General features: G+C 55.6%; 21 protein-coding genes. 11 read left to right on the top strand and 10 right to left on the bottom strand.

Features of this window, described 5'->3' with window-relative positions:
• Window positions 1-2: 2 nt before the first annotated feature.
• Together hsdR and Q3Y66_RS19500 are read right to left on the bottom strand one after the other, a co-directional pair.
• Window positions 3-2,447, bottom strand: coding sequence for an EcoAI/FtnUII family type I restriction enzme subunit R (hsdR, locus tag Q3Y66_RS19495; protein ID WP_008959046.1), 2,445 nt, complete (start codon window positions 2,445-2,447; stop codon window positions 3-5).
• Window positions 2,448-2,734: 287 nt separating this feature from the next.
• Window positions 2,735-3,613, bottom strand: a complete 879-nt coding sequence (locus Q3Y66_RS19500) for a YicC/YloC family endoribonuclease (protein WP_008959047.1) — start codon at window positions 3,611-3,613, stop codon at window positions 2,735-2,737.
• A 132-nt stretch (window positions 3,614-3,745) separates the two neighbouring features.
• Between Q3Y66_RS19500 and rph the strand changes: the two genes are divergently transcribed.
• Window positions 3,746-4,495 carry a ribonuclease PH gene (gene rph, locus Q3Y66_RS19505; protein ID WP_035587210.1) on the top strand — a complete coding sequence of 250 codons (750 nt, stop codon included), beginning with the start codon at window positions 3,746-3,748 and terminating at the stop codon, window positions 4,493-4,495.
• Between the two features lie 108 nt (window positions 4,496-4,603).
• Here the strand turns inward: rph and Q3Y66_RS19510 are convergent, their stop codons facing one another.
• Window positions 4,604-5,371 (bottom strand): exodeoxyribonuclease III, encoded by a 768-nt coding sequence (locus tag Q3Y66_RS19510; protein WP_008959049.1) that lies wholly within the window; start codon window positions 5,369-5,371, stop codon window positions 4,604-4,606.
• Between the two features lie 141 nt (window positions 5,372-5,512).
• Between Q3Y66_RS19510 and pyrE the strand changes: the two genes are divergently transcribed.
• Entirely contained in the window at window positions 5,513-6,178 is a 666-nt protein-coding gene (pyrE, locus tag Q3Y66_RS19515) for an orotate phosphoribosyltransferase (RefSeq protein WP_008959050.1), read from the top strand.
• On the opposite strand, the gene Q3Y66_RS19520 is transcribed toward pyrE, so the two are convergent.
• Window positions 6,179-6,649 carry a tRNA (cytidine(34)-2'-O)-methyltransferase gene (locus Q3Y66_RS19520; protein WP_008959051.1) on the bottom strand — a complete coding sequence of 157 codons (471 nt, stop codon included), beginning with the start codon at window positions 6,647-6,649 and terminating at the stop codon, window positions 6,179-6,181. It abuts the gene before it with no gap.
• A gap of 99 nt (window positions 6,650-6,748) precedes the next feature.
• On the opposite strand from Q3Y66_RS19520, the gene rep reads away from it, so the two are divergent.
• Window positions 6,749-8,818 carry a DNA helicase Rep gene (gene rep / locus Q3Y66_RS19525; RefSeq protein WP_008959052.1) on the top strand — a complete coding sequence of 690 codons (2,070 nt, stop codon included), beginning with the start codon at window positions 6,749-6,751 and terminating at the stop codon, window positions 8,816-8,818.
• A gap of 107 nt (window positions 8,819-8,925) precedes the next feature.
• Here the strand turns inward: rep and Q3Y66_RS19530 are convergent, their stop codons facing one another.
• Both Q3Y66_RS19530 and Q3Y66_RS19535 read right to left on the bottom strand, forming a co-directional pair.
• The gene (locus Q3Y66_RS19530; protein WP_008959053.1) at window positions 8,926-9,792 is read right to left on the bottom strand and encodes a cytochrome c5 family protein; all 867 of its coding nucleotides are present in this window, start codon (window positions 9,790-9,792) and stop codon (window positions 8,926-8,928) included.
• Window positions 9,793-9,976: 184 nt separating this feature from the next.
• The gene (locus Q3Y66_RS19535) at window positions 9,977-10,912 is read right to left on the bottom strand and encodes a GNAT family N-acetyltransferase (RefSeq protein WP_008959054.1); all 936 of its coding nucleotides are present in this window, start codon (window positions 10,910-10,912) and stop codon (window positions 9,977-9,979) included.
• A 114-nt stretch (window positions 10,913-11,026) separates the two neighbouring features.
• Here Q3Y66_RS19535 and Q3Y66_RS19540 point away from each other — a divergent pair, with 114 nt between their 5' ends.
• The 8 genes from Q3Y66_RS19540 (at window position 11,027) to Q3Y66_RS19575 (ending at window position 18,091) form a co-directional block, all read left to right on the top strand.
• Window positions 11,027-11,668 (top strand): thermostable hemolysin, encoded by a 642-nt coding sequence (locus tag Q3Y66_RS19540; RefSeq protein WP_008959055.1) that lies wholly within the window; start codon window positions 11,027-11,029, stop codon window positions 11,666-11,668.
• A complete protein-coding gene (locus Q3Y66_RS19545; RefSeq protein WP_008959056.1) occupies window positions 11,652-13,112 on the top strand; it encodes an AMP-binding protein in 1,461 nt (486 codons plus the stop codon). Before Q3Y66_RS19540 ends, Q3Y66_RS19545 begins: the two co-directional genes overlap by 17 nt.
• Entirely contained in the window at window positions 13,109-13,801 is a 693-nt protein-coding gene (locus tag Q3Y66_RS19550) for a TenA family transcriptional regulator (protein WP_008959057.1), read from the top strand. Before Q3Y66_RS19545 ends, Q3Y66_RS19550 begins: the two co-directional genes overlap by 4 nt.
• Window positions 13,788-14,630, top strand: a complete 843-nt coding sequence (locus Q3Y66_RS19555) for an SDR family oxidoreductase (RefSeq protein WP_008959058.1) — start codon at window positions 13,788-13,790, stop codon at window positions 14,628-14,630. The genes Q3Y66_RS19550 and Q3Y66_RS19555 overlap by 14 nt, the downstream gene beginning before the upstream one ends.
• A complete protein-coding gene (locus Q3Y66_RS19560) occupies window positions 14,627-15,292 on the top strand; it encodes a hypothetical protein (protein ID WP_008959059.1) in 666 nt (221 codons plus the stop codon). Before Q3Y66_RS19555 ends, Q3Y66_RS19560 begins: the two co-directional genes overlap by 4 nt.
• Before the next feature lie 11 nt (window positions 15,293-15,303).
• Window positions 15,304-15,978: a response regulator transcription factor gene (locus Q3Y66_RS19565; RefSeq protein ID WP_008959060.1), complete on the top strand. Its 675-nt coding sequence runs from the start codon at window positions 15,304-15,306 to the stop codon at window positions 15,976-15,978.
• Window positions 15,975-17,360: an ATP-binding protein gene (locus Q3Y66_RS19570; protein WP_008959061.1), complete on the top strand. Its 1,386-nt coding sequence runs from the start codon at window positions 15,975-15,977 to the stop codon at window positions 17,358-17,360. The genes Q3Y66_RS19565 and Q3Y66_RS19570 overlap by 4 nt, the downstream gene beginning before the upstream one ends.
• A 131-nt stretch (window positions 17,361-17,491) precedes the next feature.
• On the top strand, window positions 17,492-18,091 hold the full coding sequence (locus Q3Y66_RS19575; protein ID WP_008959062.1) for a CBS domain-containing protein: 600 nt from the start codon (window positions 17,492-17,494) through the stop codon (window positions 18,089-18,091).
• A 109-nt stretch (window positions 18,092-18,200) separates the two neighbouring features.
• On the opposite strand, the gene nhaD is transcribed toward Q3Y66_RS19575, so the two are convergent.
• From nhaD to Q3Y66_RS19595, 4 genes are all read right to left on the bottom strand, one after another.
• On the bottom strand, window positions 18,201-19,667 hold the full coding sequence (gene nhaD / locus Q3Y66_RS19580; protein ID WP_008959063.1) for a sodium:proton antiporter NhaD: 1,467 nt from the start codon (window positions 19,665-19,667) through the stop codon (window positions 18,201-18,203).
• A gap of 157 nt (window positions 19,668-19,824) precedes the next feature.
• Window positions 19,825-21,666 (bottom strand): glutamine--fructose-6-phosphate transaminase (isomerizing), encoded by a 1,842-nt coding sequence (glmS, locus tag Q3Y66_RS19585; protein ID WP_008959064.1) that lies wholly within the window; start codon window positions 21,664-21,666, stop codon window positions 19,825-19,827.
• A gap of 180 nt (window positions 21,667-21,846) precedes the next feature.
• Window positions 21,847-23,217, bottom strand: a complete 1,371-nt coding sequence (glmU, locus tag Q3Y66_RS19590) for a bifunctional UDP-N-acetylglucosamine diphosphorylase/glucosamine-1-phosphate N-acetyltransferase GlmU (protein WP_008959065.1) — start codon at window positions 23,215-23,217, stop codon at window positions 21,847-21,849.
• Between the two features lies 1 nt (window position 23,218).
• Entirely contained in the window at window positions 23,219-24,379 is a 1,161-nt protein-coding gene (locus tag Q3Y66_RS19595; protein ID WP_083832270.1) for an FAD:protein FMN transferase, read from the bottom strand.
• Window positions 24,380-24,441 lie beyond the last annotated feature (62 nt).

Genomic DNA, 24,441 nt, shown 5'->3' on the forward strand with positions numbered 1-24,441 from the left:
AATTAAGCGCTTTGATCGTCGTAAAGCGCTTTTTCTAATTCGTGAATGGCTTGGGTGTACTGCTCGACGCCACCAAAAATGCCGCGACGGATTTGAGTTTTACTGCCGAATTGGTCGAAAGGGGGCAGCTCCAATACTTTGGCATCTTCAATATCTTGCACGCCGTGGTCAGCAAATTTTTCCAGCAGGGCTTCGAGCACGATGCGGGCTTGTTCGCCGTATTTACCGAATACATCGCGTTTTTTGACCTTGTTAGCACGTTCGCGCCGGGTGAGAGGCTTCTGGTTAAAAGCGACATGAGCCACCAGATCAAAGGCATCCAACTCACTACCGTTAGGAACGGCTTGCTGCAATATTTCCAGCGGTATCCCGTGTTCGGCAAGTTCTTCCAGCACCGCTTGCTTACGCTCGGCCCCCTTCCAACGGCGCAAAAAGTCGGTGAGGTTGCCAAATTCAGCCTGCAGGGCTTTTTGAATATCGGCTTTGAGTAGGACTCGGTAGTCGTCAGTAATCAGTTTGCCGTCGGCGTCCAGATACTGTTCGAGTATCACAGCGACCCGAACGTTGACATCCCCGATCACGTATTTGGTGCGGCCTTCTCCCTCTCCAGTATTGCGGCCATCATCAAACCCGCCGGTTGTGCCGGTATCGTAAGGTGGAGGCTCCACTTCACCAATACCAGAGGTGCCTGTGATATCGGGTGGCAGATCTTCCGGCGGTATTTCGTCAGGGGGGATTACCGGGTCATCAAGCTTGGGTTCATAAATAACGACGGGGTCTCCATCAAAATCCGGATCAGCAAACAGTCGTGTGGCACCCTTGAAGTCCATGATAGTGAAGTAGAGCTTTTGGTAATCCTCGCGCAGGCGAGTGCCACGACCAATCATTTGTTTAAACTCGGTCATGGAATTGATGTTTTGATCGAGCACAATCAGCTTGCATGTTTTGGCATCTACCCCGGTAGTAAGCAACTTAGATGTGGTGGCAATGACCGGATAGGGCTCGTCGTTATCAATAAAGTAGGAAAGCTGGGCTTTGCCTTCGTTATCGTCACCGGTAATGCGCATCACATAGCGGCGATTACTAGCGGCTGCTGGAATCAGTTTTACCAGTGCTTGGCGCATGCGCTCGGCGTGGTCTTGATCGTCACAAAAGACGATCGTTTTGGCCATGGGGTCGGTGGCTTTCAAATACTCCCAGACTCTTCTAGCCACCAGTTCGGTGCGTTTTTCCAACACTAAGTTGCGATCAAAATCTTTGGTGTTGAACTGGCGCTGTTCCACCAATTGGCCGAGTTTATCGATCTTGCCTTTTTCGGGTGTGTAGCCCACGGCATCCACATCCGTGGCTATACGGATCACTTTGTAAGGGGCGAGAAAGCCATCTTCGATGCCCTGTTTGAGCGAGTAGGTGTAAATAGGGTCGCCAAAGTAGGTGGTGTTGCTGATGTCTTTGGTTTCTTTCGGCGTGGCGGTTAAACCCAGATGGGTGGCGCTGCCGAAATACTCTAATATATCACGCCAAGCAGAATCATCCGCTGCGCTGCCACGGTGGCACTCATCAATCACGACCAGATCAAAAAAGTTTGAGGGAAACTGGCGATAGATTTGTTTCCACTCTTCACGGCCAGTCACCGCCTGATAAAGAGCAAGGTAGATTTCGTAGTTCTTTTTAGCTTCTCGATTAGTGACCTTGTGCATGACTTCGCCAAAGGGGGCAAAGTCTTGTTGCATGGTTTGATCCACCAGAATATTGCGGTCGGCCAAAAACAAAATGCGTTTTTTGGCTTTGGCTTTCCATAACCGCCAGATGATTTGGAAGGCAGTGTAGGTTTTTCCGGTGCCCGTCGCCATAACGAGCAGAATACGCTCTTGGCCTTTGGCAATCGCTTCGATGGCGCGATTAATGGCGACACGCTGGTAATAACGGGGCTCTTTGCCACTACCATCGCTATGAAAGGGTTCCTCGACCAGTTTCACCGCTTCCGGCTCTACCAAGCCTTTCCATTGCTGATACAGAGGCCACAAATTTGCCAGGGGTGGCAAATCATTAATTGAGATCTCTCGTTCGATAGGCTGAGTAATGCCGGTTCGATCATGAAGCAGAAAACCTGCTCCGTTGCTGCTGATAGCAAAAGGGGCATCTAGCATTTCGGCATAGGTCAGCGCCTGCTGCATGCCGTGGCCGACTGAAAATTTTGATTGTTTGGCTTCAATAACGGCAATGGGCACGCCGGGGCTGGCGTAAAGCACATAATCAGCACGCTTGGGGCCGCCCTTCGCATTGGGATTTTTCACCCGCGCAGCCAGCTTTCCCCGCACCATAACGCGACCATCGGTAAGGTTCACTTCTTCCCGAAACTGATTCTGTTGCCAACCCGCCTGCAGAATGGCTGGCGTGATGAACTTGGTGCAGATGTCTCGCTCGCTGAGCTGGTGTTTATCCATTGAGGTGCATCCCTTTATTTGTGCTTATGGTCATCGTCATCTGCCACACCGCCGCGCATCCGCTCATCTACCTCTGATAAAGACAATAAATGTACGTTTTTCCATTGTGCTAGAATTTGCCATTTTTGAATTACTTCCTCCACAACAATGTGGAGTGGCCATTAGCTAATTGAGTAAACAGCGGCATTGGTTGATATATGAGCCAGAGTGCTTGCACATTGTCGCATTGACTTAGATCGGGGTAGAAGGTGAATTGCCATTACCCGTTCAGCCAGACCAATACTTCATCACTCAATATTCTGAATCTGTTCCCGCATCTGCTCGATCAATACCTTCAGCTCTACCGCACAGCGGGTGGTTTCAGCGACCACGGATTTTGACGAAAGCGTGTTGGCTTCGCGGTTGAGCTCCTGCATCAGGAAATCCAGGCGGCGGCCTTTGGGGCCTTTCTGGGCGAGCTGGTGGCTCACTTCTTCGATATGCGCCGTTAAGCGGTCTAGCTCTTCATCTACATCGGCTTTTTGGGCTACGAGCACCAGCTCGGCTTCCAGGCGTTGGGGGTCGAGTTCTGTTTTGGCGACTTCCAGGCGTTCCAACAGCTGGGCGCGTTGGCGCTCCAGAATCTGCGGCAGCAGGCTGCGCACGGTAGCAACCTGCTCGCTTACTGCCGCCAAGCGGATGGTGATCATCTCGGCGAGCTTGTCGCCTTCACGGGCGCGGGCATCAATCAGCTCATTCAGTGCTTGGTCAAACAGTGTTTTGGCGGCGGCTTTGATGGCGTCTTGGTCGAGGTGCTGGGTTTCCATCACACCGGGCTGGTTGAGCAGCGCGAGCGTGGTAGGCGGCACGGCGCTGGGCACTTGCTGCTGAATGGCCGCTAGTGCATCGGCAATTTCTTTCAGGCGCTGGGCGTTCACCGCAGGGGCTTGAGCGGTGTCGGCACTCTCAAACCGCACGCTGCACTCGACTTTGCCACGCGCCAAGCGAGTGCGCAGCGCTTCGCGCAGTACCGGCTCTAAATCACGCAGGCTTTCGTGCAGGCGGAAGTGGGGCTCTAAGTAGCGCTGGTTCACCGAGCGAATTTCCACCTGCAGGGTGCCGAAAGGAGCAGCCTGCTCGGTGCGGGCGAAGGCGGTCATGCTGTGTACGCGGCTGGAAGTGGCCATGTTTGATCCTGATAGTGAGCAACGGTGTATAAAGCATTGCCAACAGTCTACCCGATAGGCCAATCAGCGCACTCTCAGACGTGTACAATGGAGGGCTTTTACTAGTTACGCGTTTATTGAGAGGTACTATTTGTGAGCAGCGCTAAGCGTCCTGATGTTGTGCGTCCCAGCGGTCGCGAAGCCGACCAGCTCCGTGATATTCGCCTGACCCGCGATTACACCCGTCATGCGGAAGGCTCTGTGCTGGTGGAGTTTGGCGATACCAAAGTGCTGTGTAATGCCAGCGTAGAAGCCGGCGTACCGCGCTGGCTGCGCGGCAAGAATCAGGGCTGGGTCACCGCTGAGTACGGCATGCTGCCCCGCGCCACTCACACCCGTAGTGGCCGTGAAGCGACCCGCGGCAAGCAAGGCGGCCGCACGCTGGAAATTCAGCGCTTGATTGGCCGCAGCCTGCGTGCCGCGGTCAATTTAAAGAAGCTGGGTGAGTTCACCATTACCGTGGATTGCGATGTGATCCAGGCCGATGGCGGTACCCGCACCGCAGCAATTACCGGTGGCTGCGTGGCGCTGATCGATGCGATCCGTTATCTACAGCGCGAGAAAAAGATCAAAGCCGACCCTTTCAAGCAGTTGGTAAGTGCTATTTCTGTGGGCATTTATAAAGGCGTGCCAGTACTGGATCTGGATTACCCGGAAGACAGCAAAGCCGATACCGATCTAAACGTGGTGATGACCGAAACCGGCGAGTTAATCGAAGTGCAGGGCACCGCCGAAGCAGGTGCATTCAACCGCGCCGAGCTAAACGGCATGCTTGATTTGGCCGAGAAGGCAGGCGATGCGCTGCGCGACCATCAGCGTGAAGCGCTGGGTATTCGTGGCTAAAAATTAACGCCCGCCACAACGCAACAAGCCGACCCAAAGGTCGGCTTGTTGCTTATTACCACTTATTACCTACTGACTGCGACGCGGGAAAAGTTCGTTGCCTAGCGCTTAGAGCGCTAGGTCGTACTCAATGATCAGCGGTGCGAACTCGGAGAAGGTCGCATCGTAATCAATCCACGCGTCGACCACGTGGCGACGGAAGTTGGGGCCGACTAATTGATAGTCGATCCGCCAGCCTTCCTGGCGTTCACGGGGCACGTCTTGGTCAAGCTTCGGCCACCAGGTGTACTCGCCTGCATCGCGGTTAATTTCGCGGAAGGTGTCGATAAACCCGGTGGGGCCCAGCACCTGATCCATCCAGGCGCGCTCTTCCGGGCGGAAGCCTGAGGTCAGTTGATTGTCCGACCAGTTAGCCAAGTCGACGGTTTTGTGGGCAACATGCCAAGTGCCGCAGAGGATGTATTCGCGACGTTTGCGAGACATCTTCGTCAGGTACTCCTGGTACTGCTCCATAAACGCCTGTTTGGCTTTTTGGTCACTTCCATCAGGCATCAGGAAAGAGACAATACTGAAGCGTTCATAATCCGCCTGCAGAAAACGTCCTTCATGATCACACTGAGGAAACCCTAGGCCATACATAATCGCCTTGGGGATTTTGCGGCAATAGAGTGCCACACCGGAGAAACCATCCTCTTCGGCATCCAGGAAGTAGCCTTCATAGCCTTCCGGATACAGAATGTGGTCACCCAGTTCAAAACTTTTTGCCTTGATGTTCTGCACGCAGACTACGTCGACATCCTGCTGAGCCAGCCAGTCCAGGAAGCCACGATCGACGGCATCACGAATACCATTGACATTGATGCTGGCAATTTTCATAAATCGTCCCTTTTGCGTCGCTGCTGTATGATACCCGACGTTTAGACGTTTGGGTAAAGGCAGCGACTAAAACTTGCCATTTACCCTACTTTTATTGTTGCTTTCGTGCCGATTTAAACCTACCGCCTAGTGAGGAACGCCGTGGCTACCACTCTACAACCCTACCAGCGCGATTTCATTGCCTTTGCCATTGAGCAAGGCGTGCTTAAGTTTGGCGAGTTTACGCTTAAATCTGGCCGTGTCAGTCCTTACTTTTTCAACGCCGGGCTTTTTCAGACCGGGCGCGCGTTGGCCAAGCTGGGGCGTTTTTACGCTCAGGCGATTGTCGATAGTGGCATCAATGCCGATGTGCTGTTTGGCCCAGCGTACAAGGGCATTCCGCTGGCAGCGGTCACAGCGGCGGCCCTGGCCGACCATCATGATATTGATATGCCCTACGCCTTCAACCGCAAAGAGGCCAAAACCCACGGTGAAGGCGGTAACATCGTGGGCGCTCCGCTTTCCGGCGATATTTTAATTATTGATGACGTGATTACCGCGGGCACCGCGATTCGCGAAGTGATGACGTTGATTGAGCAGAGCGATGCCCACGCCGCAGGAGTGATCATTGCGCTTGATCGTCAGGAACGCGGCCAGGGCGAACAGAGTGCGATTCAGGAAGTACAGGCTCAATACGGTATGCCGGTGGTCAGCATCGTTACTCTTGAGCAAGTGCTCACTTACTTGGAAGAGCACGCTGGAGGCGAAATGCTCGCCTACGCCGAAGCGATCAGGGCCTATCGTGACCGCTATGGGATTACGCGCTGATTAGACCGGTAGCGCGCCAGTGAAACCTTGCTGGCGCCACGCTTCGTAGCTCACAATAGCCACGGCGTTGGAGAGGTTCAGGCTACGGTTGTTGGGCTGCATAGGCAGGCGCAGTTTGTGCTCAGCGGTTAGCGCTTCGTGTACCTGGGCCGAAAGCCCAGCGGTTTCAGAACCAAATAGCAGCACATCGCCCGGGGCAAAGTCGGCATCGCTGTAGGTGCGCGTGCCTTTGGTGGTGATCGCCCAGATACGCCGCCCCTGCATGGCCTGCTGAAAGGCGTTAAAATCCGCATGGCGAGTGACGTTGTCGAGATCACGGTAATCCAGCCCGGCGCGACGCAGCTTTTTCTCTTCCAGGTCGAAGCCAAGCGGCTCAATCAGATGTAACCGGCAGCCATTGTTGGCAACTAGGCGCATGATATTGCCCGTATTGGGTGCCATGCGCGGTTCAAAAAGCGCTACTTCAAACATCTCCACCTGCCTGTTTATTATGCCTTCGCCAAGCGGCTGATTGTACTTGAAACCGTACTTGAAACCGACTAGCAACTCTCGTAGAGGATGACCGACGCCATGACGCCTGCCACGCCCAAGAGCATTCTAAGTCGCATTAAAGGGCTCAACCCGCGCCAGCAGGAAGCCGTGCGCTACATCGATGGCCCCTGTTTGGTGTTGGCGGGCGCAGGGTCCGGTAAAACCAGCGTTATCACCACTAAAATTGCCTATTTGGTGCAAGAGTGCGGGATGAGTGCGCGCAAAATCGCGGCGGTGACCTTCACCAATAAAGCCGCTCGGGAGATGAAAGAGCGCGTCGGCCAGATGCTCCACGGCAAAGAGGGCCATGGGCTCACGGTCTCCACCTTTCACACCCTGGGGCTGAATATTATCCGCGGCGAGCTTAAAACCCTCGGCTACAAGCCCGGTTTTTCGTTGTTTGACCCGGAAGATGCCAAGGCGCTGCTACGCGATTTGATGAACAAAGATGCCCAGGTGGATGCCGAGCAGATCAACGCCGTGCAGAGCAAAATTTCCACCTGGAAGAATGACTTGGTACTGCCCAGCGATGCCCTCTCGTTTGCTGCCGACGACGATGAGCACTTTGCCGCCCGGGTGTATGAAGCCTATGTACGCCACCTGAAAGCTTACAACGCGGTGGATTTTGACGACCTGATTCTGCTGCCGGTGGTACTACTGCAACGTGATCCTGAAGCGCTGGAGCGCTGGCGGCGCAAAATCCACTACATGTTGGTGGATGAGTATCAGGACACCAACGTCTCCCAGTACCTGCTGGTGAAACTGCTCATGGCCGAGCGCTCCACCTTTACCGTGGTGGGTGACGATGATCAGTCGATTTACGCCTGGCGCGGTGCACGGCCTGAAAACTTGATTACCCTGGGTGAGGATTTCCCGCGCCTGAAAGTCATCAAGCTGGAGCAGAACTACCGCTCTACCGCCACGATACTGCGCGCCGCCAATACGCTGATCGCCAATAACCCCCACGTTTATGAGAAGACGCTGTGGTCGGATATGGGCGACGGTGCGCCCATTCGGGTGATCGTGAATCGCCACGAGGAGGCGGAGTCTGAGCGGGTCGCTAGCGAAATGCTCACCCGGCGCATTAAAGAAAAAGCCGAGTGGCGGGACTTTGCGGTGCTTTATCGAGGCAATTTCCAGGCCCGTTTGTTGGAGCTTAAGCTCCAGCACTACCAAATTCCTTACAAGCTCTCCGGTGGTACGTCGTTTTTCTCGCGCAACGAGATTAAAGACACCATGGCTTACCTGCGCCTGCTGATTAACCCCGCGGACGATAATGCCTTTTTGCGCATTGTGAACGTACCACGCCGCGAAGTGGGCCCAGGCACGGTAGAGAAACTCGCCAACTACGCGACTGAGCGCTCGATATCGCTGTTTGCCGCCTGTCATGAGCTTGGGCTGGAGCAAGTACTGCCAACCCGAGCTACAGAGCGCTTAAGCCGCTTTACCCACTTTATTGATGGTGTGCGTAAACGCATGGATCAAGGCGACGCCATTGCCGCCATTCGCGACATGCTGCGAGATATGGATTACGAGGCGTGGCTGTACCAAAACGCCAGCGCGCCCACCGTGGCCGAGCGCCGCATGGCCAACGTCTGGATTTTGATCGACCAGCTTGAGAAGTCGCTTAACCGGGACCCGGAAGAGAGTACCGACTCCACTGATACCGAAACCGACGGCGTTCAAGCGGCTATTTCACGCTTGGTACTGCGGGATATTCTGGAGCAGCAGGCAGAAGAGGATGATTCGGATAGAGTGCAACTGCTCACCATGCACGCCTCCAAAGGTCTTGAGTTTCCGCATGTCTATTTGATGGGGCTAGAGGAAGATCTGCTGCCCCACCGCAACGCCATTGAAGTAGGCACCGTGGAGGAAGAGCGGCGCTTGGCCTATGTGGGTATTACCCGGGCGCGACGTACGCTGACGTTGACGCTTGCCCGCCAGAGAAAAGCCTACGGCGAGCTGATGGACTGCCAACCGAGCCGCTTTTTAGAAGAGCTGCCCGCCGAGGACCTGGAGTGGGAAGGCCGAGCGGATAAAGAAGACCCAGAGAAAAAACAGGCTCGTGGCAAAGATGCCATTGCCGGGCTGCGCTCGCTGCTGGGGTGATTGATAAGATAGGCAGATAAAAATAACCCACAGGGCGGTGACTAAAACGCCCTGTGGATAAATTTACCAAGCTGAATAAAGCTGCTGTTTGTCGTTACTGCTTAACGTTACTGGGCTTCCGCCATTAAGTAATCGACAACGGCCATCACTTCTTCATCAGATAGGTTGGGATTGCCGCCTTTGGCTGGCATAGCGCCAATGCCGTTAATGGCGCTGGCATAAAGCTCATCAGCCCCTTTCTCTAAACGCGCCGCCCAAGCTTCGGAGTCGCCTTTGGTGGGAGCACCCGCAACGCCATTATCGTGGCATGCCACACAGCCAGAGCTTGCGTAGAGGGCTTCACCGTCTAAGTCGCTACCGCCACTGGCTTCTTCAGAGGCTGCCGCGTCTTCTTCACTCGCTGCGTCGTCGTTAGCAGCCATTTCTTCTTCAGCGGCAGCACCCTCGCCTTCAGCAGCGGCAGTCTCTTCAGCCGCTCCCTCGTCTGTTGCCGCCTCTTCAGAAGCAGCATCATCGCCACCACCTAATTCTGGCACTTCCATCACCGGTTCAACCATATAGGCAACCGCTGCTTCGACTTCTTCGTCGGAGAGGCTAGCGTTGCCGCCTTTCGCTGGCATGGCACCAATACCGTTAATCGCGTGATCTAACAGCGTGGCGAAACCTTGTTCGGTACGTTCAGCCCAAGCCTCTTCATCACCGCGGATAGGTGCACCCGCAGCGCCGGATTCGTGGCAGGCGCTACACACGTTGCCGTAAATACCTTCACCGTCGATATCACCGCCACTGCTGGCGCTATCGCCTGCAGGTGCGGCTGCCGTTCCACAGTCTTGGCCTTGCAAACAGAGTTGACCCACCGGCGCTAAACGCTCGGCAATCGCATCACGTGCGGCATCATCTTGGGCATAAACACTGGATGTGCCCGCCATGAAGCCGAGGGCCACCAGCCCGCTCATGATCAGCTTAGCTTTCACTCTCACCACCTCTTGAGTATTGTCATCAAACGTTTGTTCTTAACCCCTGTGCGCGGCAGCGCCACAATCGACGATGCACCGACGAGACGCCAAGACGTGCGTATGGGGCTAGTATAACGGCAACGCAAAGCGCAAGAAAATGCTACTAAGCGCGCCTATGCCACCAACGACTGCTATTTAGGCCTTATTGAGGTGCTTCACTCCTTCCGCCACCCCCTTTCCACGCTAATAAACGCTGCTGTGCATAATGCACAAAACCAGCCTCCTGATAGAGCCGTTTGGCCGGTAGGTTGACGCCATCCACCGCCAGCATCACCTCTTGCACACCCGCCTGCTGGGCAAGCTCAAGGGCGCTATTCAATAGCGCGCGGCCCAAGCCAATCCCACGCCATTCAGGCGCTAGCCCCATCAATATAAGCTCCCAACGGCCTAACGACGGGCGTGGCGCCAGCAGCAAAACACCAGCCACGGCATCTTGATAATTGACGGTGTACCAGTGCTGTGGCGCCTGGGGATCCTGTTGATGGAACCCGGTCAACAACTCTTGCACCGAGAGTACTTCGCGCAAGGGGCGACTATCCAGCGAATCGTGCCCCACGGCGGCCAACAGGGCCAGCTGTTGCGTTTGCGAAAACTCGTCAAATGGCTGCAGTGACAATGGCCTTGCTTCCTTCATTACTAAACGGCGGTGACTGCTACCGGTTAAATGCGCCAGGTTGGCCAAGCGCTGCATGCCGTGCTCTAGCAACAGCGCTTCTGTTTCAGCGGCCTGGGGTGAAAGCGTCAGATGGCAGAGGCGAATAGGCTGATTGTTTACCCACCTATAGGCGGCATGTAACAGCGCATAGGCATGTGCGCCTTCGGCCTTGGGTAACCACAGCTGGGCCATGTTCATCGGCAAGGGCTGCACCCAGATAGCGCCCGTTAACCGTCCCGCGTCAAGGCTTATCCATAACCCGCCCCACTGTTCGTCTGGCAGATCGTACATTGCCTTTACCGCCCCGCTCAGGGCGGTTTGCTGCTCAGGATCATGAGCGGCCGCCAACTGCAGCAGCGCCTCGCGACGTAGCGAGGGAGGACACTGCACGGTCTCAAGGGACGTTACCTGCGCGGAGGTCATCAATGCGTTACCTCTCCATTGCTCGGTCAACACAGAGATAAATATTTATCCCTGCTTAAGTTTTCGTTAAGTAAACCCGCCCAGAGTGTCGGAACACACGATGGAGATCACCCGATGACTCGCCTACGTTCGCTCCCCACTGCGCTGGCAACACTGGATTGGCACGAAGCCCTCAATTGGCAGGAAAAAGCGATGCTTCAGCAACTGATTCAACAACGCTTCGCCCAGCAACACAGTGCTTATATCCAGCATTTTCTGCCTCGCCTGTTTGGGCTGTGGCAGGCGGGGCAACCGCAAGCGGCGGTAGGGCTGCGCCTTGCCAGCAGCGGGCCACTCTTTCTGGAGCGCTACCTGGATGGCAAGGCCGAACAGGTTATTAACCATGGGTTTCAGCAGTCACTTGCCCGTCGAGATATTGCCGAAATTGGCAATCTGGCCAGCCTGCGCCCTGGCTTACAGCGGCAGCTGTTTATCTACCTCGCTCATCAACTGGCGGCGGAAGGCATCGCTTGGCTGCTATTTACGGCCACGCCTGAAGTTGCCAACGGCCTGCGCCGCCTAGGGCTTGAACCACAACCGATTACCCCTGCCGACCCTAATCGACTAGGCGAAGAGTCGCATCTCTGGGGGCGCTATTACCAGCATCGCCCCTGGGTGATGGCCGGTGATCTTCGCAGCGCCATGCACACGCTCCAGGCTCAGTCAGCCTTCACAGAAACAGATAGTGAAGAGGTACTGCATGCACGCCTTGCCTAATGCGCTAATGGCGCGGCTTGCCCACCATGCCCAGCAAACCCCACAGCGTACCGCACTTAGCGATGGTGAACAGATTTTGTCGTATGCAGATGTCATTCACCACGTCGCCCAACGACGCCAGCGCTTACGCGATGTTAACGCACGACGTGTTGCGCTAGCGCTGGATAACGGGCTGGAGTGGGCGCTATGGGATTTAGCCCTGATGGCCGAAGCGTGTGTGGCCGTGCCTATTCCCGGTTTTTTCAGCGAACAGCAGCGCCGCCACGTGGTTCAGCAAGCGGGCCTGGATAGCTGGGTTGGGCATGGCGGGGAGCCCCACGGTTTTCAAGCCACCCACGACGCATCCATTGCCCAGCGCCGGGTTGATCATTTCCCTGCGTTACACACAGGCACCACGCGCATCACCTTTACCTCGGGTACCAGCGGCACCCCCAAGGGCGTGTGTTTGGATAATGCGGCGCTGCTGACCGTTACCGAAAGCCTGGCGGAGGTAGTGGCACCGCTCGCGATAAGTCGCCATCTCGCCATGCTGCCCCTCTCCACGCTTCTCGAAAATATCGGTGGGCTTTATTTACCGCTATGGCTGGGTGCCTGCAGCATTTTACCGGGGATGGCCACGTTAGGTTGGCAGGGAGCCAGCGGTTTTAATGCTCAGCTCGCCCTTGATGCCATTGAGCGCTATCAACCCAACAGCATGATTTTGGTGCCTCAACTGCTTCAAGCGTTGGTCAGCGAGTCCACAACGGCGCCCGACAGCCTGCGCTTTGTGGCGGTGGGCGGCGCGCAGGTTGCCAACACACTGCTCTCTCAGGCCCGGCGTGGCGGATGGCCGGTCTATGAAGGCTATGGTTTATCCGAAGGCACCTCGGTGGTCTGTCTTAATCGCCCAGGCGAACCAAGCTGCGGCGTTGGCCGCCCACTGCGCCACGCCCAGATTCGCATTGATCGCGAAGGCCAGCTGCATATTCGCGGCGCCTTGATGCTGGGTTATGTCGGTGAAGCGCCTTGCGGCGACTGGTACGCCACGGGGGATACCGGCCAGTGGCAAGACGGCACCATCGCGCTCAATGGCCGCCAGCGGGACGTCTTTATTACCGCCTATGGCCGTAACGTCAACCCGCAATGGGTAGAGGGCGAGCTCTGCACGCAGCCTGCCATTGCCCAAGCCATGGTGTATGGCGAGGCCCTGCCCGCTAACCGCGCGCTGATCGTGCCCGCGACGCCCCATATGACCAATGCCCAAATACACGCTGCCCTCAAATCAGTCAATCGCACGCTACCCGATTACGCCCAAGTGCATGAGTGGCAGCGCGCCGCCCCCTTTACGCCCCACAACCAACAACTCACGGCCAACGGCCGCCTACGCCGCGACACCCTGCTAGCCGCCTATGGCCACTGGCTAAGGGCCGTCGTGACCGACACACCCAAAGGAGTAACACCATGACCGCTTACCAACAGCTGCAAGACGCTACCCAAGACGCTCGTCACTGGTTGCTGACGACCCCCATCGTGACCCGCGCTCTGGCGGGCAATGTTTCCCTAGAGGAGTATCTCGCCTTTTTAGGTCAGGCGTATCATCACGTTCGTTTCACCGTGCCGCTAATGATGGCCTGCGGCGCACGTCTGCCCGACCGGCTCGATTGGTTACGCACAGCACTGGTGGAGTACATCGAAGAGGAGCACGGTCATGAAAAATGGATTCTGGACGATATCCGCGCCGCGGGCGGGGATGCAGATGCCGCCGCTGCCGCCCTGCCAGACCCCGCCACTCGGTTAATGGTGGCCTGGATCCGTGACGCCGTAGAGCACGGTAACCCGGTGGCGTTTTTCGGCATGGTGCAGGTGCTGGAAGGTACCAGTACCGCGCTTGCCACCCAGGCCGCCGAACGCTTACAGGTTAGCCTTTCGCTTCCCAACAATGCCGTGCGCTACCTCACCTCCCACGGCAGCCTGGATATTGGTCACTTGGCCTTTTTTGAAGAGCAGATCAATCAGCTAGGTGCCGACGATCTGGCCGTGGTGATTGATAGCGCCAATATGTTCTACCGCCTGTACGGGGCGATGTTTAGAGGCATCGAAGCCCGCTGTCAGGGTGGTCGCGCGGTGGAGGAACTTAGTCATGCGCTTGCCTAGCCTGCGTTGGCCTAGAAAAAACAGGCTGCCCGGCGGATGGCCGGGCCAGCGGATTTTAATCACCGGCGCCAGCGGCGGTATTGGTATGGCCATGGCCGAAGCGCTGGCGCAGCGGGGCGCGCACCTACTGGTAAGTGGTCGCCAACAAGACGCGCTGGCTTCGTTAATCGACCGTTTTCCCAATCACATCACCGCCGTTAGCGCTGATCTAACCAACGCGAGTGATCGCAGCCGCTTAGTCAGCGCTGCGCAAGAGGCAGGCTGCAATATGTTGATTAATGCCGCTGGCAGTAATCAGCAGGGATTTTTTGATACTGCCAGTGACAGTGATATCGAACAGCTGGTGGCGATTAATCTGACCGCCACCCTGCAACTGACCCGCGCGCTGCTTCCCCAGCTAATGGCTGGCCCCCGAGCGACGATTATCACCATTGGTTCGACGCTCGGGCGGCTGGGCTACCCAGGCCAAGTCACTTACTGCGCCACCAAATTCGCCCTGCGCGGTTTTAGCCAAGCGCTGCGCCGGGAGCTGGCCGATACCCGTGTGCGGGTGATGTATATCGCCCCACGAGCCACCCGCACCGCGATGAACTCGCCACAAACCGAGGCACTCAATGAGGCGCTGGGCAATACCATCGACTCTCCTGACGCCGTTGCCCTGGCCATTATCAATGCCGTGGAACAGCAGCGTGAGGAACTACAAATTGGCCTGCCAGAACGCTTCTTTACCCGCTTGAATATGCTATGGCCAGGCGCTGTTGACCGGGCCCTGTTACGCCAACTGCCCGTCATTCGCCGGTTCGTTGCCACCAAGGAGTCTTCCTTATGATCATGCTAGCTTTCAAAACGCTGCGTACCACGCTACTGGCTAGCGCCATTGGCTTGATAAGTTTTCAGGGGTTTGCCAGCGAGGTCGACAGCGCGGCTGTCGCCGCATCGCTTACCGAACTACAGCAGCGTTGGGCGGAAATTAACTATACGCTGCCGCCGGGTGAACAGGCGGCAGCCTTCAGCCGCTTGGGCGACCAGGCTGAACAGCTCGTCAAACGCTACCCGGACGCCGCCGAACTGCATATCTGGGCCGGCATTATCCGCTCGACAGAAGCAGGTGCCAGTGGTGGGCTGGGCGCGCTGGGGCTGGTAAAACAGGCTAAAAAGGAGCTTGAAACCGCGCTGGAACTGAACCCGCTGGCGCTGGATGGTTCGGCCTATACCAGCCTGGGTGCGCTCTATTATCAGGTTCCCGGCTGGCCACTCGGCTTTGGCGATGAACAAAAAGCCGAATGGCATTTGCAAAGAGCCCTTGCGATTAACCCCGAAGGGATCGACAGTCTCTATTTCTGGGGCGACTATTTACATGAACAGGGTCGCGATGCAGAAGCGCGTCAGGCATTGGAAAATGCACTAGTAGCGCCACCCCGGGCGGGGCGTGAATTGGCGGATAATGGCCGCCGTGACGACATTCGCCAGTTAATGTCAGAACTCGAATAATAAGGATCCCTATGCGCATTTTGCTGGTAGAAGACGACCCAAGCTTAGCCTCGGGTATCCGCTTAGCGTTAAAGCCCGAGCACTACACGGTGGATCACCTGAGCGACGGCACTACCGCGCTGAATGCGCTAACAGAGGGAGAACCCTTTGATGCGGTGATTCTTGACCTGGGGCTGCCGCGCATGGATGGCATGGCGGTATTAAACGCTGTCAGGCGCCACGGCAGTCAGGTGCCCATTTTAGTACTGACGGCCCGCGACGCGGTGGATGACCGCATCGCGGGGCTGGATGCTGGCGCCGATGATTATTTAACCAAACCGTTTGAAGTGGCTGAGCTTAAAGCCCGATTACGCGCCTTGCTGCGCCGCAGCCAAGGCCAGATCAGCAGCATATTGAGCTGTCGTGGTATCCGCCTGGACCCGCACACCTTTAACGTCAGCTATCAAGACCAAGATGTGAGCTTGTCGCGGCGCGAGTTGACGCTACTGCAAGAGTTTATGAGCCACCCGGGCCGGGTGTTTACCCGCGATACCTTGACCCGCTTGGTCTACGGCTGGGACGAGGATGTCGAGAGCAATGCCATTGAAGTCCATATCCACCATTTACGACGCAAGCTATTCACCGACGTCATCCGCACGGTGCGCGGCATTGGCTATGTGATGGATAAGCCAAAGGATGACGTATGACGTCTATTCGCCAACGCACCCTAGGACTGGCGCTACTGGTATTTGGCCTAAGCATGCTGGTAATCGGCTTTGTCAGCTACCGTTATGCCGCCCATGAAATAGAAGAACTTTACGATGCCAGCCTGGCGCAGAATGCACGCTTGCTGGAAGGGTTGTTACAGGCACCACTGCCGGATGCTGACCGCAATGTGCTACTAAACAGTCTGGAAAGCGCCTTGCAGCGCGCTCGTCAGTCCGACAAGCGCTTTGCGGGCCACCGTTACGAAAGCAAACTGGCCTTTCAGTTGTGGGAAAACGAGCAACTGCTGCTGCGCTCTGCCACGGCCCCTGAAGCCCCCCTTGCCCAACAGCCTATCGGCTACTCGACGCTGACCGTGGACGAGCACGATTGGCGAGTATATGTGCTTGAAGTGCCGGACTCATCAAATCGTGTGGTAGTGAGCGAGCGCGAAGACGTTCGCGGGGAACTGATCAGGGCGGTAGCGCTCCGAACGCTGTTGCCCGACCTGATCGGCCTGCCACTCCTCTCCGCGCTGCTATGGTGGTCAATTGGCTGGGGACTGGCACCGTTATCCCGCATGGCCGAGCAGATTCGCAGTCGTGATCCGCACAATTTGCAGCCCTTGACGCTTAGCCCCTTGCCCCACGAGTTGGACACCATCGCCGGCGCGCTTAACCGGCTGTTAGAGCGCATCCGCATCATGCGCGTACGCGAAAAGCGCTTCATTGCCGATGCCGCCCATGAGTTACGCACCCCCTTAGCAGTGCTTGACCTACACGCCCAGAACGCACTGACAGCCGATAATCTTGAAGATCGCCAGGAGGCGCTCAGCCACCTGCGCGGCGGCGTTGCCCGGGCCACGCGCTTGGTTACCCAGTTGTTAACGCTGGCGCGCCTGGACCCTGAAGAAGAGTCACAACCTGAGTACCGCGCCACCAACCTACTCAGTGAAGTGCGGGAAACCCTGGCCAAGCTTTCGCCGCTGGCCGCTGAACGCCAACAGCAACTGCTGCTAAACGCCGATGAGCAGGGGGAGTGGTCCATCACAGAAGAGCCCGGCGCGATTGAAACCTTGGTACAAAATCTGGTCGGTAATGCCATTCAGCACTCGCCCAACCAGAGCGCCATCAGCATCACGCTGGCGACGACGCCACACGGCTTTCAGCTCATGGTGGATGATCAGGGACCCGGCATCCCGGTCAATGAACGCAAAAAAGTGGTCGAGCGCTTTCAGCGCGCAGGCCCCAGCGCGGGTTCGGGGTTAGGGCTTTCCATCGTTGAGCGTTTGGTCACTCGCCATGGCGGCACTCTTCAACTTGATGATGCGCCCAGCGGGGGGCTACGCGTACGTATTGTTCTACAACGTACAGAAAAGCAATAAATTTTTCTTTGCTTCCTAAGCTGAGTTTTATGGATCTCTTAAGGTTGTGATAAGAATTGCATGCAACTGTGGAGGCACACTGCGAGCCAGATACCCACGGCTCGCTCTTTTCTCCAAATGGAGGTCCCCCGATGAACCAAGTAACCTTTTCACCTAAGCCATTAGTTCAACTAGGCTCAACCCCTCTTTTGGCGATGCCTGCCCCACGGCGGCTGTTGCCCACCAGTCCTGCCATGACGGTGCTTACCGACTTTTCCCAGGTAATGCCGCAGTCGGTTGAAGCCGATACGCCTATCGACGAGGCACACCTTAAGATGCGGCATGGCGGTGTACGGCTGTTGTTCGTCATGGATAAACAGGCGCACTGTATCGGCGTTATTACGTCGAAAGAAGTGATCGGTACCCGGCGCATCAACCTGGCCATGCAGCAGCGTAACCTGACCCGTGCAGAAGTCACCGCTGAAATGATCATGACGCCATGGCACAAGCTGAGCGCTATGCCTGTCGCGCAACTGGCATCGCTGACCATCGAAGACCTAGTACTATCAATGGAAGCCGTTACCGACCAGCATCTGCTGATCACCGAGCAAAATGATAATCACGAACTTAGAATTCGCGGCATTATCTCAGCAAGCGATATACAGACGGCGGTAGGCAAAGAGATCAATCCGGTGCCGATGGCGAAAAGCTTTGCCGACATCTGCCATGTCGTAACCGGTCACGATCTATAACGCTTCAGCAGGGCTAGGCCTTTAGGTTAAATAGAAACGCCCTTCACCGATTTCTCGGTGAAGGGCGTTCGCATTTGAGGAGCGCTTTCTGTCTAGAGCTTCTTTTTGTCTAGAACATTGAGGCGTTAATCCACAAGTGGGTAACGATGCTAGCGGCATAGCCTAATAAAATGGCTGGCATCCAGCGAAGGTGAACGGCAAAGGTATAGATCCCCCGCGCCTGACCCATCAGGGCGACGCCCGCAGCGGAACCCATCGAAAGCAAGCTGCCGCCCACGCCTGCCGTCAATGTCACCAACAGCCAGTTGCCTTCCGACATATCGGGAGCCATGGAAAGTACCGCAAACATGACCGGGATGTTATCTACAACAGCCGAGATCAGGCCCAACACCACGTTAGCCCACACCGGGTTCCAGTTGCCGTAAAGTGTTTCGGAAAGCAGGCTGAGATAGCCCATAAAACCAAGCCCGCCGACACACATCACTACCCCGTAGAAGAACAGCAGCGTATCCCATTCTGAGCGCGCAATACGGCTGAAAATATCAAATGGCACCACGCTACCCAGCTGTTCGAGCTTTTTCCAATCGCCTCGGCGCGAATAGCGTTCACGTTTGCGTTCCAGCGAACGCGGTAGGCTGCGGCGCAGGTAGTAACCAAAGAACTGCAGCAAGCCTAGGCCAAACATCATGCCCATGGCAGGCGGTAGATAAAGGATCGAGTGGCACAGTACGGAAATAGCCACCGTAATCAAAAACAGCACGATAATCCGCCGCGCGCCGCGCTTGAGCCAGACATTCTCTTGTAATGCGGCCGGCTGACGATTCGCGATAAAGAAATTCATGATCACCGCAGGCACCATGAAATTGACCACAGCCGGCACCAACAATGCGAAGAAGCCTTCAAACGGTACTTGGCCCGCCTGCCACACCATCAACGTGGTGATATCGCCAAACGGGCTAAAGGCACCGCCTGCGTTAGACGCCACCACCACGTTAACGCAGCAAAGGCCGATAAATTTCTTATCACCTTCAGCCACTTTGAGTACCACGGCACACATCAACATGGCGGTGGTCATATTGTTGGCGATCGCCGAAATACCAAACGCCATGACGCCGGTAATCCAGAATAGGCTGCGATAACTGAAGCCTTTGCGCACCAGCCAAGAGCGCAGCGCATCGAATACACGGCGCTCTTCCATGGCGTTGATATAGGTCATCGCGACCAGCAGGAACAGTAGCAGCTCGGCGTATTCAAGCAGCGTTTCACGGAAGGCGGTTTGCGCCTCTTCCGGCATGCCCGCTTGCACATAAACCCAGGCGACGAGCGCCCAGATAAGGCCTGCAGCGACCAAGACAGGCTTAGACTTACGCATGTGCAGTAACTCTTCAGTCATCACCAATGCATAGGCGAGCACGAAGATCACGACAGAAGAAATACCGGTTAGCGTGAGGGTAAGATCAAGTGGCCCGGCGGCGGCATAAGAGAGCGAAGGAAAGATAAAAAGCGAGCAGGCGAGCAACAGCCAAGCGACTCGGCTAGCGTAATGCCGAGTTGCGAGGACGTTTGGTGGTTTCATGGCAATATTATCCAATCAGGAGGGAGAAAGACCGCCACGATCATAAGCACCCTAACGACATGCTGCAACGCAACGGTTGCGCATAAGATGCGGCGTATTGCCGCATCTTGTAAAGCGTTTTTGTTAGCTTAATGCTAAATATCATTTAGCGTATTAATTACTCTACCGTCACGCTTTTAGCTAGGTTACGCGGCTGGTCAACATCCGTGCCTTTAAGCACGGCTACGTGGTAACTCAGCAGTTGTAGCGGCAGGGTATAGAGGAGTGGTGCCAGCGCTTCATGCACGTGAGGAAGCGTTATAACGCGAATATCTTCCTGGGCATCCATACCCACGCTTTCATCGGCAAAGACGAACAGTTGGCCGCCGCGGGCGCGGACTTCCTGAAGGTTGGATTTTAGCTTTTCCAGCAGGTCGTCGTTGGGGGCAACCGAGATCACCGGCATTTCACTGTCCACCAACGCCAGCGGGCCGTGCTTTAACTCCCCGGCAGGATACGCTTCGGCATGAATGTACGAGATTTCTTTAAGTTTAAGCGCGCCTTCCAGGGCAATCGGGTAGTGGGCACCGCGCCCAAGGAAGAGCGCATGATTTTTTTCCGCAAATGCCTGGGAAAGCATTTCGATCTGGCTGTCCAGCCCCAGCACCCGATGACACACCTCGGGCAACGTGCGCAGCGCGGCAATGATATCGGGATATTCAGCTTGGCCTTTTGCCTTACTAATGGAAAGCGTTAGCAGCATTAGCGCCACAAGCTGGGTAGTAAAGGCCTTGGTGGAAGCGACGCCTATTTCAGGGCCGGCACGGGTCATTAAGGTGATATCAGATTCACGTACCAGCGAACTACCGGGCACGTTACAAATCGCCAATGTGCCCACATAGTTGAGCGTTTTGGCAAAGCGCAGCGCGGCCAGCGTATCCGCCGTTTCACCCGACTGGGAAAGCGTGACAAACAGCGTACCTTCGGGTACGACGGGGTGGCGGTAACGGTACTCAGAGGCCACTTCAACCTGAACCGGCACACCGGCGTAACGCTCTAGCCAGTAACGCGCCACCAGCCCGGCGTGGTAGCTGGTGCCGCAGGCGATGATATGCACCTGACGGGTACGTTGGAAAAGCGCTTGGGCATCGGGGCCAAAGCTCTCCACCAGCACGCTTTTGGCGCTCAGCCGCCCTTCCAATGCCGCTTCGATCACCTTCGGCTGCTCAAAAATTTCCTTAAGCATAAAGTGTCGGTATTCGCCTTTGCTGGCAGCACCGTCACCGTGCTCAAAAGTCTGTATAGGACGCTCAACGCGGTTACCATGACGATCCACAATGTGAATAACGCCCTGCTCGCGTAGCTCAACCAGGTCGCCTTCTTCAAGATAAATAAAGCGATCCGTCACTGGCAGCAGTGCCAGCGGGTCAGAGGCTAAAAAGGCTTCATTAATGCCCACACCCACCACCAGTGGGCTGCCCTGGCGGGCACCGACCACCACACCTGGTTCTTTAGCGCTCATCACACCCAAGGCATACGCACCACCTAAGCCGTTAACGATCTGTTGCGTCGCGTCAAACAGGGTGAGCCCATCGTTCAGCTTTTCGGCAAGTAAGTGGGCAATCACTTCGGTATCGGTTTCTGAGTTAAACGCGTAGCCGTTGCGCTGCAAGTTATCTTTTATATTCTCGTAGTTTTCAATAATCCCGTTATGCACCACCGCCACTTGGTTTTCATCAATGTGAGAGCCGCTATGATGCGGGTGGGCATTGGCTTCAGAGGGTTTGCCGTGGGTTGCCCAGCGAGTATGCGCTATGCCTGAAAACCCGGGTAGTGCGTCAGCATCCAATTGCGCAGCTAGCGCCGCCACTTTTCCGAGCGCCCGGCGGCGGGTCAGTACGCCATCGCTAAACACCGTCATACCGGCCGAATCATAGCCGCGATACTCCAGGCGTTTTAGTCCTTCTAATAGAATTTCTTGGACGTTGCGCTGGGCAACGGCGGCAACAATGCCACACATAATCACTCTCCTAGGTTATTAACCAAAGCACTTTTCGCTCGCCGACTTTTCGTATAAACCCTACTCAACCAATCCGCAGAACGGTAAAACGACGGCCATTGATTATGAATACGGCTTTTTAATGATTATTAGCACTATTTTAAAACCAATTTAATAGCCATTTTAAGAACTAATAATGAATTATGGCTCTGTACGCTTGCTGGGACGCAGCCAGTCAATTTTTTCTAACTGGCGACTACGCGTGACGGCTAAGGCGTAATCGGTCACGTCTTTAGCAATCGTCGACCCTGCCCCTATGGTAGCGCCTTTGCCTACCGAAACAGGCGCGACCAAGGCTGTGTTCGAGCCAATAAAGGCATTATCACCAATCTCTGTGTGGTGTTTGTTAGCACCGTCGTAGTTGCAGGTAATAGTGCCCGCACCAACGTTCACATCCCGGCCTAAGCGTGCGTCACCTACATAGCTTAGGTGATTAATCTTACTACTCTCACCGACATCGGCATTTTTGGTTTCAACAAAATTGCCCACCTTGGCTTTTACCGCCAACCGCGTCCCTGGACGTAGCCGCGCAAAGGGGCCGATCTGGTTCAGGCCCGCTGCCACGGTGCCCTCTATCACACTATGGGTGTCTACCATGCTTTCAGCACCAATGGTGCTATTTTTAATCACACAGTAAGGGCCAATACGCACGCCTTCACCAAGCTCAACGTCGCCTTCAAAAACGCAGCCCACATCAATGAAGACATCATGACCGCAGGTTAAACGCCCGCGCACATCCAAGCGTGCGGGGTCGGCAAGCGCCACGCCCTCTGCCATCAGCTTATCGGCAAGCTGCTGCTGATAAGCACGTTCCAGGCGGGCCATTTGTGCGCGATTATTAACCCCTTCCACTTCAACCGCAGTGGCTGGCTGGGTCGTGCATACCTTGATGCCTTCATCGGCGGCCATGGCGATCACATCGGTCAGGTAGTACTCACCCTGGGCATTCTCGGCGGAAAGCTGCGGTAACCAGCGTTTTAACTGAGCGCTGGTCATAGCCATAATACCGGTATTGCATTCGGTGATCTCAAGCTGGGCACTGTTGGCATCTTTTTGCTCAACGATCGCCACCGCCTCACCCGCCTCGTTGCGCACAATCCGACCATAGCCCGTTGGGTCATCCAGCGTCACCGTCAACAGCCCGATGTGCTGTTCATCCACTTGGGCCAACAGCTCCCTCAGTGAATCACGCTGTAACAGGGGGACATCGCCATAGAGGATAAGCACCTTGCCGCTACCGAGCTGCTCAAGCGCTTGGGCCACCGCGTGACCGGTGCCTTTCTGTTCGGCCTGCACCGCAAACTGCACCGCAGTGTCGGCCAGCGCCTTGCGCAGCTGTTCTGCACCATGACCGATGACAACATGGGTACGATCAGGCTGCAGCCCTGAGGCTGTCTCCAGTACATGCTGAACCATTGGCTTACCTGCCAAGGTATGCAGTACTTTAGGGGTTTGAGAACGCATACGCGTACCTTTACCCGCGGCGAGAATGACGATATCTAGTTCATGCATGTTATTCACCTGTTACGGGTTGGTTGGTGGGCGCCGGAGTAGGGAGTTGTTCAATACCCAGCTCATCAACCAGTGATTCACCGAAATAGTTAACAAATTCAGGCGTAGCGATGCTGCGCCACTGCTCCCCCTCGCGAACGAGCAGAAGTACTTTGAGATTATTCTCAATGGCCATTTGCATAGCGTCTTGCTCGCCGACGACTAATAGTGCCGTCGCCCAAGCATCCGCCCAAGCGTTAGAGGGGTGGAAGACTGACACCGACGCTAATTGGTGAGTGACGGGTCGGCCTGTGCGCGGGTCAATGGTATGGGAGAAGCGCTCACCCTCTACTTCAAAATAGTTGCGATAGTCACCCGAAGTAGCGACTGACATGCTTTCTAACGGAATAATATGCTGTGCACGTTGCTGGCCATCTTCGGGGACTTCAATGCCAATTCGCCACGGCGTCTGTTCGTCTTCATCGCGTACGCCACGGGCGATCAGGTCGCCACCTAAATTGACTAAGTAGTGCTCAATACCCTGTTGATCCAAGTACGTGGCCACCCGGTCCGTGGCATGGCCTTTGGCCACACCGGAAAGATCGACAAACACATCGCGAGTACGCCTTGCCTGCATATTTTGACTATCGAGCTCTACGGCATCAAAACCCACTCGGGCAAGCTGCTCGGCCAGCAACGCATCAGCAGGTACCTCTTCAGGCCGGGACCCGGGGCCGAAGCTCCATAAATTAACTAGGTCACCCACCGTAATATCAAAGGCACCTTGGCTAGCTTCAGCCACCGACTGGCTGATGGCCAATACTTCAATCAGTTCGTTGGAGAGGGGTTGCCACTCGTCTACAGGAGCCTCGTTAAAGGCGATCAGTTCGGAATCGTCACGGTAGGTGGACATCGCCTGATCAACGCTCTCCAGCTCTGCTTTGAAACCCTCTTCCAGTTCAAGCGACTCACCCTGAGTGAGCGGATCCATAATGGTGACTTGATAAAAGGTGCCAAAAATATTGCCGTCAAAACGGACGGGGGATTCCAGCGGACGATCACTCTCGGAACAGCCAGGCAATATCAGCAGAGCACCCAGCAATACGCCTAACACTATTAATTTCCTTCCCCACCTTTCTACCAACTCATTTTTGCCAGACTTTTTCTTTTCAGACCTGTTCATAGCAGCCTTGCCCTGGAAATAAAACTCTAAAAATTAAGCTATTAAAATCAAGCTATTAAAAT

Origin of the sequence: Halomonas sp. HAL1, assembly GCF_030544485.1 — a bacterium.
In the GTDB taxonomy this organism is placed as follows: domain Bacteria; phylum Pseudomonadota; class Gammaproteobacteria; order Pseudomonadales; family Halomonadaceae; genus Vreelandella; species Vreelandella arctica.

Coding starts and splice junctions, on each gene's coding strand:
- hsdR (WP_008959046.1), bottom strand. CDS start 2,447: ATGGATAAACACCAGCTCAGCGAGCGAGACATCTGCACCAAGTTCATC.
- Q3Y66_RS19500 (WP_008959047.1), bottom strand. CDS start 3,613: ATGGCCACTTCCAGCCGCGTACACAGCATGACCGCCTTCGCCCGCACC.
- Q3Y66_RS19510 (WP_008959049.1), bottom strand. CDS start 5,371: ATGAAAATTGCCAGCATCAATGTCAATGGTATTCGTGATGCCGTCGAT.
- Q3Y66_RS19520 (WP_008959051.1), bottom strand. CDS start 6,649: ATGTTTGAAGTAGCGCTTTTTGAACCGCGCATGGCACCCAATACGGGC.
- rep (WP_008959052.1), top strand. CDS start 6,749: ATGACGCCTGCCACGCCCAAGAGCATTCTAAGTCGCATTAAAGGGCTC.
- Q3Y66_RS19535 (WP_008959054.1), bottom strand. CDS start 10,912: ATGACCTCCGCGCAGGTAACGTCCCTTGAGACCGTGCAGTGTCCTCCC.
- Q3Y66_RS19540 (WP_008959055.1), top strand. CDS start 11,027: ATGACTCGCCTACGTTCGCTCCCCACTGCGCTGGCAACACTGGATTGG.
- Q3Y66_RS19545 (WP_008959056.1), top strand. CDS start 11,652: ATGCACGCCTTGCCTAATGCGCTAATGGCGCGGCTTGCCCACCATGCC.
- Q3Y66_RS19550 (WP_008959057.1), top strand. CDS start 13,109: ATGACCGCTTACCAACAGCTGCAAGACGCTACCCAAGACGCTCGTCAC.
- Q3Y66_RS19555 (WP_008959058.1), top strand. CDS start 13,788: ATGCGCTTGCCTAGCCTGCGTTGGCCTAGAAAAAACAGGCTGCCCGGC.
- Q3Y66_RS19560 (WP_008959059.1), top strand. CDS start 14,627: ATGATCATGCTAGCTTTCAAAACGCTGCGTACCACGCTACTGGCTAGC.
- Q3Y66_RS19565 (WP_008959060.1), top strand. CDS start 15,304: ATGCGCATTTTGCTGGTAGAAGACGACCCAAGCTTAGCCTCGGGTATC.
- Q3Y66_RS19570 (WP_008959061.1), top strand. CDS start 15,975: ATGACGTCTATTCGCCAACGCACCCTAGGACTGGCGCTACTGGTATTT.
- Q3Y66_RS19575 (WP_008959062.1), top strand. CDS start 17,492: ATGAACCAAGTAACCTTTTCACCTAAGCCATTAGTTCAACTAGGCTCA.
- nhaD (WP_008959063.1), bottom strand. CDS start 19,667: ATGAAACCACCAAACGTCCTCGCAACTCGGCATTACGCTAGCCGAGTC.
- glmS (WP_008959064.1), bottom strand. CDS start 21,666: ATGTGTGGCATTGTTGCCGCCGTTGCCCAGCGCAACGTCCAAGAAATT.
- glmU (WP_008959065.1), bottom strand. CDS start 23,217: ATGCATGAACTAGATATCGTCATTCTCGCCGCGGGTAAAGGTACGCGT.
- Q3Y66_RS19595 (WP_083832270.1), bottom strand. CDS start 24,379: ATGAACAGGTCTGAAAAGAAAAAGTCTGGCAAAAATGAGTTGGTAGAA.